At 44.3% G+C, this 12,952-nt stretch carries 11 protein-coding genes; 10 read left to right on the plus strand and 1 reads right to left on the minus strand.

Annotated features, from left to right (window positions below; all coding sequences use genetic code 11):
* Window positions 1-31 precede the first annotated feature (31 nt).
* The 5 genes from ACYUJT_RS00195 (at window position 32) to tyrS (ending at window position 3,934) form a co-directional block, all read left to right on the plus strand.
* Window positions 32-511: a GyrI-like domain-containing protein gene (locus tag ACYUJT_RS00195; RefSeq protein WP_460317849.1), complete on the plus strand. Its 480-nt coding sequence runs from the start codon at window positions 32-34 to the stop codon at window positions 509-511.
* 400 nt (window positions 512-911) lie between these two features.
* Window positions 912-1,493, plus strand: coding sequence for a hypothetical protein (locus tag ACYUJT_RS00200; RefSeq protein WP_460317850.1), 582 nt, complete (start codon window positions 912-914; stop codon window positions 1,491-1,493).
* 233 nt (window positions 1,494-1,726) lie between these two features.
* The gene (locus tag ACYUJT_RS00205; RefSeq protein WP_460317852.1) at window positions 1,727-2,026 is read left to right on the plus strand and encodes a DUF2089 family protein; all 300 of its coding nucleotides are present in this window, start codon (window positions 1,727-1,729) and stop codon (window positions 2,024-2,026) included.
* Window positions 2,027-2,308, plus strand: coding sequence for a hypothetical protein (locus ACYUJT_RS00210; RefSeq protein ID WP_460317853.1), 282 nt, complete (start codon window positions 2,027-2,029; stop codon window positions 2,306-2,308). It abuts the gene before it with no gap.
* A gap of 366 nt (window positions 2,309-2,674) precedes the next feature.
* Window positions 2,675-3,934 carry a tyrosine--tRNA ligase gene (gene tyrS, locus ACYUJT_RS00215; RefSeq protein WP_460319711.1) on the plus strand — a complete coding sequence of 420 codons (1,260 nt, stop codon included), beginning with the start codon at window positions 2,675-2,677 and terminating at the stop codon, window positions 3,932-3,934.
* Window positions 3,935-4,037: 103 nt separating this feature from the next.
* Here tyrS and ACYUJT_RS00220 read toward each other — a convergent pair whose 3' ends face one another.
* Window positions 4,038-4,274, minus strand: a complete 237-nt coding sequence (locus ACYUJT_RS00220) for a hypothetical protein (protein WP_460317855.1) — start codon at window positions 4,272-4,274, stop codon at window positions 4,038-4,040.
* 203 nt (window positions 4,275-4,477) lie between these two features.
* Here ACYUJT_RS00220 and ACYUJT_RS00225 point away from each other — a divergent pair, with 203 nt between their 5' ends.
* The 5 genes from ACYUJT_RS00225 (at window position 4,478) to ACYUJT_RS00245 (ending at window position 12,783) form a co-directional block, all read left to right on the plus strand.
* Window positions 4,478-6,178: a hypothetical protein gene (locus ACYUJT_RS00225; RefSeq protein ID WP_460317856.1), complete on the plus strand. Its 1,701-nt coding sequence runs from the start codon at window positions 4,478-4,480 to the stop codon at window positions 6,176-6,178.
* A 246-nt stretch (window positions 6,179-6,424) separates the two neighbouring features.
* On the plus strand, window positions 6,425-6,778 hold the full coding sequence (locus ACYUJT_RS00230) for a DL-endopeptidase inhibitor IseA family protein (RefSeq protein ID WP_460317857.1): 354 nt from the start codon (window positions 6,425-6,427) through the stop codon (window positions 6,776-6,778).
* Window positions 6,779-6,819: 41 nt separating this feature from the next.
* Window positions 6,820-9,159, plus strand: coding sequence for a C40 family peptidase (locus tag ACYUJT_RS00235; protein WP_460317858.1), 2,340 nt, complete (start codon window positions 6,820-6,822; stop codon window positions 9,157-9,159).
* A complete protein-coding gene (locus ACYUJT_RS00240) occupies window positions 9,156-10,709 on the plus strand; it encodes a hypothetical protein (RefSeq protein WP_460317860.1) in 1,554 nt (517 codons plus the stop codon). The genes ACYUJT_RS00235 and ACYUJT_RS00240 overlap by 4 nt, the downstream gene beginning before the upstream one ends.
* Window positions 10,710-10,998: 289 nt before the next feature.
* The gene (locus ACYUJT_RS00245) at window positions 10,999-12,783 is read left to right on the plus strand and encodes a cellulase family glycosylhydrolase (protein ID WP_460317861.1); all 1,785 of its coding nucleotides are present in this window, start codon (window positions 10,999-11,001) and stop codon (window positions 12,781-12,783) included.
* The last annotated feature ends 169 nt before the right edge of the window (window positions 12,784-12,952 follow it).

Here is a 12,952-nt window from a genome sequence, read left to right on the forward strand (position 1 = left end):
CCTCAATATCAAATGAAGCGAGGTATAGCCCATGAATTATGAAATAGTGCATGTAGAAGAAAAAACAGTCGCAGGGATCCAGATCAGAACCAGCAACAACGATCCTCATATGAGCCAAAAGATAGGTGAACTCTGGCAGAGGTTTTATCAGGATGGAATTTACCACTCGATACCTGGCAAACGGAATGATAAAAGCATTGGCTTATACACCCATTATGAGATGGATGTTCGTGGCGAATATGATGTGATCGTATGCTGCGAAGTGCTAGGAGCGGGGGACTCTGATGCCAAGCAAAGTTTAGAAGAGGCTGCGATTCAGATCGAAACGATCCCTGCGGGGAAATATGCTAAATTTATTGTGCGAGGTCATATGCAGCAGGCGGTGGCTGAATTTTGGATGAAGCTGTGGTCAATGGAGCTGGATAGAAAATTCAGCAGCGATTTTGAGGAGTATCAAAGCGGTGGAGACATGGAGAACGCCGAAATTCACATTTATATTGCATTGAATTAAATTAAATTAACTAAACTAAACGTTAACTTGGGGGCGCGACGGGGTGGGAATTTCGTTATTAAATTAGAGGGGGATGGTTTTTTTGTGCGTATAGTGTGGACGTCTTAACAATGAATGTCCATGCAAATGTGGACACTAAGAAAAACAACATCCACCTCATTGCGCTGACTACATATTGTATTTGAATATTATAGAAATCTATATATAGATGTTCCCAGATGGCGCAGATATATTTCAGGTGTCCACTATTTGAAAGACATTTCGGCATGAAAAGTCCACTGGGACAACACATTTCTTTAGCAACTATAATTCGGAAAATTTGCCATGGACTTTATATACAGAGCCTCTAGCTTGACGTATTATAAACAATAATAAAGTTCATGGGAGGCCATCGCGAAAAGTGGATAATAAGTTCAGTTATGATCAATATTTGGTAAGACAAAAGATAATTTCCGTACTGGGTGCCAGGTTCCATATTTATAATGCCAATCAAGAGCTCGTCATGTATTCCCAAATGAAGGCCTTTAAGCTCAAGGAGGATATTCGGCTGTACAGCGATGAGAGCATGAGTGAGGAATTGCTGACGATCAAGGCGCGTAACGTGATCGATTTCTCCGCGACCTACGATGTTCAGGATGCGCGTACGGGCGAGCATGTCGGAAGCCTGCGCAGAAAGGGATTTAAGTCTATTTTGAAAGATGAATGGATCATACTGAATACGGGCGAGGCCGAGATCGGGCGGATCAAAGAGGATAGCAGGCTACTAGCACTGCTGCGGCGGTTCCTCAGCAGCTTAATTCCGCAAACTTATAACGTAGAAATAAATGGCAGTACGGTGACTACTTTTAAGCAAAATTTCAATCCGTTGGTCACGAAAATTAATGTGGATTTCTCCAGCGACCCGTCTCACACGCTTGATCGCCGCCTTGGACTTGCTGCAAGCGTCTTGTTATGTGCAATTGACGGGAAGCAGTCGAGCTAAATAAAAAATACCGATTAATACGATGAAGAAGGGGCTTAAACAGCCCCTTCTTTATTAATTTTTCTGGTTGAACATTCCTGTAACCCCCAAGATTCCATTAACAATTTTCCTTTTACAACTCCTGATTTATTGAATAAAATTAAATATAATTAAATAAAGTTAAAAAATAAACGTAAATAATGTTTACTTTTATTAATATTTTGGTTATCCTAGGAAACAAGGGAGGGAGATAGATGGGTGAGAGAAATATTCCTTCGTGGATTTTATCCTTGGATGCAGAGGATATCGAATTTATGCGTAAGTTCATTATGAATTCTGGTTCCTTGAAGGATCTTGCAAAAGCGTACAAGGTTTCTTATCCTACTGTTCGCATCAGATTAGACAGGCTGATTCAAAAAATTGAATTAGCTCAGGATGATGAATCACAACCTTTGGTTAATTTCGTTAAGAAACTAGCCATTGAGGAACGTATTACCTTAGAAGATGCACGACTTATTATCGAGAAATATAATGCAGAGAGGAAGGGGATATAGATGCCGGATTTAACGGTGTTCTTCATCATTGTTGGTATGTCGGCTGTTCAGTATTTTATGGCTAGCAGGAATAGTTTCATACTCGGTGCCATCATCCCTCTAGTGTTCACTGCTGTGATAACATGGATGTTTACAACCAACAGAATTGAAACTAAGACGGCGTATATTGTATTACTTATAATTGGATTGATTATTTTGATAGAAGAGTGGGCAAGAGGCCGGAAATACCTCCGTAAGCGTCAGCAGAAGGAAATGGATATCATGATAACCAAAGATTTATGATTCATTTCCCGAGGGGGAAAATACATTTGACAATTGAATTTCAATTCAATATACTTTCTGTAAACTTATATGTGGTTACGATGATGGAACGAAGTAGCGGGCAGTCACTGTTCTCAGAAAGCCAGGGGTCGATGCGACCTGGCAGCATTACTGATCCCTTGCGAATTACATTCCGGAGTATCTTGGGTAATGCCAAGCGGGTTGGCTCACGATAACGAGCTGAGAGTGGTATGATGACGAGCCGGCTGCCGGTTATTGATATCATCGTACAAATTGGGTGGTAACACGGTTAATTCAATCGTCCCTTTAGTCTGAAACAGACTAGGGGACGTTTTTTTATTTTATCGAATATAGGAGTTGAACATGTTGAATATTATCGATGAATTGGAATGGCGCGAGGCGATTAATCAGCAGACGGATGCAGAGGGGCTCCGCAAACTGACCGAAGAGAAGGCAGTTTCGTTGTATTGCGGGGTGGACCCGACGGGAGACAGCATGCATATCGGGCATTTGATTCCTTTTATCGTGCTGAAAAGATTCCAACTGGCAGGGCATAGGCCCGTCATTCTCATTGGCGGCGCGACCGGAACGATCGGTGATCCGAGCGGCCGTCAATCCGAGCGCAGCCTGCAGACAATGGAGCAGGTGCAGGCTAACGTTGATGCGCTAACCGCGCAAATGAAGAAGCTGTTCATGACCGACGGGGACAATGAGCTGAGATTGGTGAACAACTACGATTGGACGCATCAGTTAAACGTGATTGATTTCCTGCGGGATTACGGGAAAAATTTCAGCATCAATGCGATGCTGGCCAAAGATGTGGTAGCAAGCCGCCTGGATAGTGGAATTTCGTTCACAGAGTTCTCGTATCAAATCCTGCAGTCGATGGACTACCTGCATCTGTATCAGGAAGAGGATGTGCAGCTGCAAATCGGCGGCTCCGATCAATGGGGGAACATTACAAGCGGGATGGATCTCATCCGTAAAAAAGTAGGCCCTGAAGCGAAAGCATTCGGCCTAACGATTCCGCTCATGCTTAAGGCCGACGGGACGAAGTTCGGCAAAACGGCCGGCGGTGCGGTCTGGCTTGATCCGAAGAAAACGACGCCATACGAGTTCTACCAATTCTGGGCGAATACCGATGACCGCGATGTCGTCAAATACTTGAAGTACTTCACGTTCCTAGATAAAGAGGCGATTGAGGCTCTGGCCGAGAAGGTGCAGACCGAGCCACATAAGCGCGAAGCGCAAATTACGCTGGCCGAGGAAATGACCCGGTTCGTACACGGTGAGGATGCGCTGGCGCAAGCCAAGAGAATTACCGCGGCTCTGTTCAGCGGGGATATTAAGTCTTTGAGCGCCGATGAAATCGAACAAGGCTTCAAAGAAATGCCGACCTTCGAAGCGGCCAAAGAGTCCAAGAATATCGTCGATTGGCTCGTTGACGTAGGCATTGAACCATCGAAGCGTCAAGCGCGTGAAGATATTACGAGTGGGGCGATCTCTCTGAACGGGGAGCGGGTCAATGAGCTGGAGTTCGAGATTACCGCCGACCTGGCGATTGAAGGCCGCTTTATCATCGTCCGCAAAGGGAAGAAGAAATACCATTTGGTGAAATTGGTTTAAGGGGTAGAAGAATAAGCATAGCATTTTCCTTTTGAGGGAGGGTGCTGTGCTTTATTTGATTTCATGCAAAAAGACGCCCGGTCTACTTGGCGTCTTTGCGCAGTTAGATAAGCGTTTCGGAGGTACCGCCGGATCTCAAATCATTCCAAGCCACATACAAGCTGAGCGCGGCGGCGATTAGAAACAAAATGGCGGAAAGCAGCGCGATTTCGTTTCTTTGGCTCGTTGAAATCGTACTGCCGCCACCACCGCCACCGCTGATACTTCGTATTTTTACGGGTTTAGTATGTTTTCTAGCCGGCTGTTTCACATGACTTTTTATAGGTTTCACACGCTTCACACGCAGTCACTCCTTTGGAACGCAATGGCATACACTAGAATATGTTGGCGTTAGGATTCCCGTTCCTAAAAGAGAAAAAATGGACAAATAGTAGAATGAAGCCTTAACCACCAAATCGATGACTACGATACTAGCAGATATATCCACTATATAATGTTATGATATTGGGATGATAATATTTTAGTTTAATAGTGGAGGCCAAGATGAGAAAGATTTGTACGTTGTTGTTAGCGCTATGTCTCTTTTTATTTATAGGGGTATCAGCGAGTTATGCAGAAGGGAATGTATCCGCTACGGTGAGCGCTAGTAAAGTGGTCATTGATGGGGAGGTTGTTCACAGCTCCGGCTTTAACATTCAGAATTACAATTATTTTCGTTTGCGTGATTTGGCAAGTCATTTATCAGGGACGGATAGCCAATTCGATATAACCTGGAACAATAGCCAGAATGTGATTGAATTAACGACAGGCAAGGCTTATTCAGCCGATGAGTCTTTCCGTACCCCTTACTTTAGTTCTGGCAAGCTATATGTAGCCAACCTATCCACGGCAAAGATTATGATTGATGGGCAGCTTCATTCCATACAGGCTTATAATATTGAGGACAACACTTATTTTCAGTTAAGGGATTTGGCTAAAGTATTAAAATTTGATGTTTCTTTTGATTCAGGAACCAATAGTATTGTTGTAGACTCATACCAGCCCGAGAATGCGTATCAAGCAGCAGGTACAAGAGTGGGGGAAGACAATATTGTTCAGCCTTACTTCTCAAGATGGAGCGAGCCCATCCGTTCCCATTTAATAAATAATAGCGATGGCACGTTCAGCAGTGTAACCGTAGATGAGGGGCAGGTTCGAATCGAGTCATACAATAAGGACTATGAAGCAATTTCAAGTAAAGAGCTTCCTCTTGAATTGCCATACTATGGGGCTTTTTACAGTGGGGAGAAATATAACTATATTGCTTATGGACAAGATAATGAGGAAGAGAACGATAGTAAGGAAGTAATTCGAGTTGTTCGCTATGATAAAAGCTTTAATCGAATCGACAGTGTCTCGGTTAAAGGCGGGGAAAGCTACACAATACAGCCGTTCCGTTCAGCAGCCCCCAGAATGGCTGAAAATGGCGATGAACTTGTATTACATATGTCACGATTGAGATATACAGCCTCAGATGGTAAGAATCATCAGTCCCAGCTTACTTTAATGATTAATACGTCCAATATGAGCATAACCAACTATACAGGGGAATTTCAAAAGAATCATGTCAGTCATTCCTTTGACCAGTTTGTAAAATATGATGGAAAAGAACATGTCTTGGTCGATCATGGTGATGCGTATCCCCGGTCGATCGTGCTTCATAAAGGGAACGGATCACAGTATAAAGAGGTAGATTTATTTCGTATTCCTGGAAGTATTGGTGCTAACATGACGGGGGTTTCTCTCGGGGGATTGGAGATTTCCTCTACCCATTATATAACTGCCTATAACAAGGTTGATCACTCTAAGGTGCAATCATATACCAATTTCGATATGGTCGGGCTTGATAAGGATGTTCGCGATATCATGCTTGCTGTTGTGCCACGTTCTAATTTGAGCGGAAGTGCAGTTAGCAACATAACTATAGCGAAATATGCATCAGGTACGGATCATATTGGTTCTATCCCAAAACTAGTAAAAATAAACGATGATCGTTTTATGGTACTGTGGCAGGAATTTGATTATGAGCATACGCCGCTTGGCGTGAAGTATGTAGAAATTAACGGCAGCGGTAATGCTGTTGGTGAAATCAACAGTATTCCTAAATTCGTACTTTCCGAATGCGACCCGATTATTATGAACGACCAGATGGTTTGGTTTGCGGATAAAAAAGGCAAGCGTATTTTCTATACGATTCCGCTATAAAGTTGAAAAGGCCACAGCACCGAAAATGGTGACTGTGGCCTTTTATTCATAAAAATAGGGATATTTCATGTTCTTTTTTTTACAAATAAGGAAAATGGCACATGCTATAGCTCTTCAAAAAACTTATACTATTTGTTTAAGGAAAATAATGGGGCAACCCTTTATTTACAATAATTATGCTCATTCCAGTTAGAGTAAGGGAGCGGAATTGCGTGAGGAGAATGCAATGTTTCTCTAGAGGAGAGGTTGGCTGATGCAGAGGAGTATTATTATTACTTTTGTGATGATTTAAATTCGAGGGAGAAGTTAACTGCCTATCTGAGAACGAGCTATACGGAATCTGTGGTCAGAGAAATGTTAGATACCAATGGAATCAAAGTTATTAACGACAAGCTTGTTTACTTGCCTTATGAAGTGGGTTCCTTGCGTGAATGGGAAGAGGCCAAAGTGATTGGCATAACGGATTTTAAAGAGAAAAGTGAAATTACGTTTGAGGTGCCTGATGTCGATGGAGAGACTGAAGTTATTATAGTAGACGCCGTATATGAGACTATGGAGGGTAAGTGGAAGCTGGATACCGCACCATGGGAGTACATATAGCTTGCTAGAGACCATAAGAATCTATTGAAAGGAAGCTATGAATGAGTATTAAGGTTGATCCCAAAAAAGTAGATGAGCTATCTGCACAAACCAAACGATTCGGAGAGTTCGTTGAAAGAGAGGAGCGGAATGTCTATCAATCCATTTCCCAGCTAGTACGTGAGACGCAGAGCCAGTACCCGGAGTTGTACGGTAGGAGTGACCTGAATGAGATAGAGCGTCTCTTGAAGGAGATTCAGAAACAAGCAGAAGCCATTTCGGTGGGGCTTCGGGACAAAGCGAAGGTGCTCACAGAGGCGGCGGCACGCTATCGAAAAGATGAGGAAACGGCAAAAATCAGTACGAAGAAGCAGAAGTATCAGTCTATCCCCCCATCCTCTTATTATTCTGCAAATGGCGGACTTACTGGAGAAGGTCTCTCCAGCTATTTAGAGGATGCGTTATTTCAAGATCCCGAGGTCCAGAAGCTGCATCAGCTTGCCCTCCATGGCACGGAGGAAGAGAAGAAGGAGGCCAAGGAGAAGATTGATGCGATTTTTAAAGCGAGGAATACCATTGCCCGTGCCCAGGTCGCTTATTCTGTATATAAGGCGTTTGGAAATACATATTTGATGCAGCAAGCACATAAAGAAGCGACGAAGCAGCGAGAGGTTTTGAAGGGTTATGGCATTAACGAGGAGCTCTACAGCGCGCATGTCAACATAAGTGAATACTTTAAAGGAAGTGCGCTCGAAGCGTGCTCGTACGATCCTTCGATGCAGATCGTGAAGGATGGCAAGTTTGTGCAGATCCTCATGCCGGAAGATAACCAGTACCAATACTTACTTGGCTTGGTTCTGAAGGGCGAAGCTCAAGGAGCCTGGGCACAGAAGCATTTGAATGAAATACATAAGCAGCTAGGTGAGATTGGTCGAGCCCAAGTCGCCTGGCATGAGTACAAGGCCAAAGGCATGACGAAAGAAATGGACGGCGCCCACGCTTACGCGGAGAAGGTTCGCGGGATTCTGAAGGACAAGTATGCCTTGTCCCCGGCGATGGTCGATGGCATAGGCTATATGCATTTTTGGACGGGAGCGGGGCCTGCGGGGAATTATTTGAGGGTGCCGGAAACAGAGAATGTAGTAACTAAGCCACCGGAAAATCTTGATCTATCTAAATTGACAGAGACCAATGTAAAAATCAAAAATATAAAAGGAAATACCCAAAAGATCAAGGCTATATACGAGCGCAATCAATGGCTTGTTCCGTATATAACCCGGGACACATCCAATAAAGCAGTTATGAACTCATTAGAGATGTTTCAAAAGCACTATGCAAAAAACAAACAAAAATACGAGACAGTTTCCCAAAAAACGGGTGTTCCTCCAGAGCTGATTGCGGCTATACATTGGAGAGAAAGCTCGGGTGATTTTAGTAAGTATCTACATAACGGGGATCCGCTTGGCAAAAAAACTGTAAATGTCCCCAAGGGTATCTTTTTTACAGATTGGGAAGAGGCGGCAATTCATGCGCTGAATCAAAAGAAATACATACGTGATGCCGTAGGCATAGATAAGACTTCCAAGGATGTCGCCCAAATGATGACATTTGCTGAGTATTATAACGGTCTGGGCTACATTAATCATAAGGTTAACAGCGTATATGTATTTAGCGGTTCGAACATTCCACTGGAAGGAAAGTACTATAAAGACGGTGTTTTTACCTATGGACCTGTGGTGGATAAAAACCCGGGGGTTGCAGTCATGTTGTTGTCTATCATAGATCTAGATCTACCTAAGCAAGAGAGTCCCCAAACGATTCCTTCCGTTCCCCCTGCGAGCCCAGGCTCGACTAATATACCAAAAAAGGGAACTGAGGGGGCAAGAGAAGAAGTGCTCGAACTGGCCAAACAATTCGAAGGTAAAGTGCCCTACTATATGGACGGAAATCGGCCAAAGTATATGGATCCCAAGTCACCTCCTAAAGCCATGGACTGTTCAGATTTTACGTCGGCTATTTATCGAACGATCCTTCGTGATCTGGATGTAGGCGAAAACATAGACATTGGCGCTAATACACGTACTCAAATTAATTCTGGATTAGAAGTGTGGACTGCTGGAAAAAAAGATGCCGGAAGTTTCGATATTTCTAACTTGAAGAAGGGGGATTTAATCCTATTTACTTCGCCTAATTCATCCCAGGTAGGTCATGTAGGAATCTATTTGGGGAATGGAAAGTTTATTCACGAAAGTGGATCGAATTCCAAAGGAGGAAATGTGAAAATATCTGAACTTAAGGGGTATTGGCTGAAAACTCAAAAACCCATTTCGGTACGTCGAATTATTGCAGATGACGGAAATGTCTACGGTCAAAATAGTAAAAAGGTGGGAACTATCAAGTGAAACGAAAAATATTATTCTGGACGCTGATTTCATTAAGTGTCATTATGTTAACGGCTTGCGGAGGGAAAGCATTGAAGTCAGGAGGGACTGAGGTAACATCGACTGCTAATAGTGATACTAGGGCTAAATTCGATGCTGCATATGACTTGAAAAACCAGGACTTCTACGAGCGCTTTATTCATTATATGGAAATGGATAAAGCATCTTTGATCGATACGCTTCAGCAGGATTTTCAAGAAGCACCTGTAGAGGGAGCGGACGATGCAGGGGCAGCATGGCTCAAGCTGGAGAAGGCTGGACTGGTATTTCATTTGACGGAGGAGGAGGGAGTTCCCATTAGTCATGTGGATATTGCCGAAATCAGCCCGATTCACTTCGGCGAGGTTAAGGCCGGAATGTCATTTACGGAGATTATGCAACGAGCTGGAGAAACGATGATTATGGCCGTACCTTCCGACGAAGAGGAAGAGAAGGAATTCAACCTGATCTATCCAGTGAAAGGGGCAAGCGTAATCTTTTCATCCGAACAGGTTTTTGAGAAATCAGCCAAGATGATGGTGAGCTCTTGGGGGTATTATGACGAAGAGCCTACATTATTTAGTGCAACGGAGATTCGTTCCTATTACGGGGCTTTTAAGCTTCCGGAAAACTGGGTAGGACATATCTCATTAGAGAATAGCGTGGAAACGCAGCTTATTTCATTTTTGGGTCAAAAGGGGGCTTATCCCCTGGTTCAAATCGAATATTCCCACCCAAGCGATGGGCTGAGCCGGCCAGACGATGTTCAGGTTGTTTTTGAAAACGAGGATGTACTGATTACCGCAAAACTATGGTCTAACGAACCTGCTAACAAGAAAGAAGCGGAACAATATCGTGTTATGAGGTCTGAGGTAGATAAGATGCTGGATACTTTTAAATGGGAATCACAAGAGACTGATGTTGAGAACGCGCCATCCAAGGCTTGCCAAGCTGTAGATATTACGAAAGTAGGGGAAGTTGATGCAATCTTTGAAGCCTGGCTAGAACAGAATGTTGAGAATTACTCCGAAGCGGGAATCGATGATGCTTATTCGGAGCTTGGGCAATGTTATACGGATAAGCTGAACGATTTCATAGCGGAAAATAACTCATCGAAGAATCTAGCAGCCGAATTGAGAACAAGCATTTCAGACGTCAATACTTATTGGTTCGAGTTGCATTATTATGCGGATGGGGGAGGAACCATGTGGTCGCATCTGTCCGTCAGACAAGGCAGCACAATTGATGCGACTATTTACGGCTATTTGAGGCAGCAGAGTTCTGAGAAGGGGCAGGCCTCTCAAAACGAAAAATTTAACAAGCTGTTACAGCAGCTATCCGAGTACCGTGATTATTATCGTCAGAACTCTGTTCAGGCATTAAACGAAGAGGATCAGGCTCTAGTAGATGAAGCAAAAGAGCAATTGGTTGAATCATATGATAGGTTGATCACTATAATGGACAACATTACGCCAAATCATGCGGCCGTTGACTTGTTGGAGGATTTGAGCAGATATAATACTGATGAATAGCATAAGAGACAGATACAGTAAAAGAGTTATCTAGCAGCTTTATAAGCTGGATAACTCTTTTTTTGCTACGTCTTTGCTGCAAAGGTTTCTGCTCCCACATACCGTGATATTTGTTATCATAAAAACGCTAACAAAATATAATAAACTGTAGAATTATGTTTACAAATAATGTATGATGAAAAGTGAAATTTCCATTTCTATCTATTTGTTCGAAGAAAGGAGGTTCTAGTAACGCCAGATAAGTAAGCGCTTACCTAATATCGAAACTATGAATTGGAGGGTTCTATTTATGAGTAGAAAACTGTTGAAATCTTTTGCTACGATGCTTCTTGCCATGACCGTCATCGCAGCTTCGGCCATTGTTCCCGGCGGGAAAGCATCTGCGGCAGCCACGCCCGTAAAGGGATTCTATGTTAGCGGTACGACGCTTTATGATGCGACGGGCAAGCCTTTCGTCATGAGAGGGGTTAATCACGCCCACACCTGGTTCAAGAATGATTTGGCAGCCGCCATTCCTGCGATCGCCGCGACAGGCTCTAACACCGTGCGGATCGTATTGTCGGATGGGGGACAGTGGACGAAGGACGATGTCGCTTCTGTTAAGAATATTATCGCCTTATGTGATCAATATAAGCTCATTACGATGCTCGAAGTACATGATGCGACGGGCTCGGATTCCACTACTACGCTGAATCGCGCCGTGGACTATTGGATTAGCATTAAAGATGCGTTGATCGGGAAAGAGGATCGCGTTATCGTCAACATTGCCAATGAATGGTTTGGATCGTGGAGCTCGGATGCGTGGGCAAGCGGGTACCAGGCAGCAATTCCGGCTCTCCGCAATGCAGGCATTAAGAATACGATCGTAGTGGATGCCGCAGGCTGGGGACAGTACCCGAACTCTATCTTTGAGAAAGGATTGGCCGTTGCCAGCACCGATACGCTGAAAAATACGATCTTTTCCATTCATATGTATGAATACGCCGGCGGAAACGCTGCGACTGTAAAGAGCAACATCGATAATGCCTTGGCTCTGAATATACCTGTCATCATCGGGGAGTTTGGCCATAAGCATACTAGCGGCGATGTCGATGAGGCCACCATCTTGAGTTATACCCAACAAAAAGGCGTCGGCTGGCTTGCCTGGTCCTGGTACGGCAACGGCGGAGGCGTCGAGTACTTGGATCTGGTGACTGGCCCGGCAGGAAGCTTGACAGACTGGGGTAAAACCGTGGTGAATAGCACATACGGCACCCTTGCCACGTCTCAGCTTAGCGGAATTTATACGACACCTGGTTATCAGCCAGTTCCGGATAACGGTAATCCTCCTGCGCCGACTGCACCAGCCGCTCCTACAGGCCTAACGGCTGCGGCAGGGAATGGACAAGCCGTACTAAGCTGGAATGCTTCCTCCGGAGCAACAAGCTATACGGTAAAAAGAGCAGCAGTTAGCGGCGGGCCTTACACAACCATTGCCAGCAACGTTACGGCTACTAGCTACACGAATACAGGACTGACGAACGGCAGCACTTATTATTATGTGGTGAGCGCAGCGAACAACGTGGGATCAAGCACCGACTCCTCTCAGGTCAGCGTAACTCCGCAAGGCACTCCAGTGCCTTCCAGCTCACTCGTTTTACAGTACCGGGCTGGAGACACTAACGCTAGCGATAATCAAATCAAGCCGTATTTTAACATCAAAAATAACGGAACGAGCGCAGTCAATCTAAGTAACCTGAAGATTCGCTACTACTTCACGAAAGATGGCAATCAAACGATGAACGCCTGGGTCGATTGGGCTCAGGTGGGGACGAGCAACATTCAAGCGACTTTCGGAAGCGTTTCCGGCACCAATGCAGACACCTATGTCGAGCTCAGCTTCACAGCCGCAGCAGGCACCATTGCTCCGGGCGGGCAGACCGGTGACATTCAGTTGCGAATGTCCAAATCCGACTGGTCCAACTTCAATGAGAATAACGACTACTCCTTCGATGCCACCAAGACCTCATACACTGACTGGAACAAAGTAACGTTGTACAACAACGGTGTCCTGGCCTGGGGAATCGAGCCTTAATCAGAACTGGATCGACATAATAAATACCCTTGATATCTTGTAGATCAGGGGTATTTATTATGCAATTAATTGTGTTTAAATGATATGAATAAGCATGTTTTTTTATTATTTTGAAAGCGCTTTAAAAAGTTCTTGTCAAACCAAAAAGGGCTTGCTATAATGACCTTGA

The sequence above is a fragment of the Paenibacillus sp. YSY-4.3 genome, from assembly GCF_054767475.1.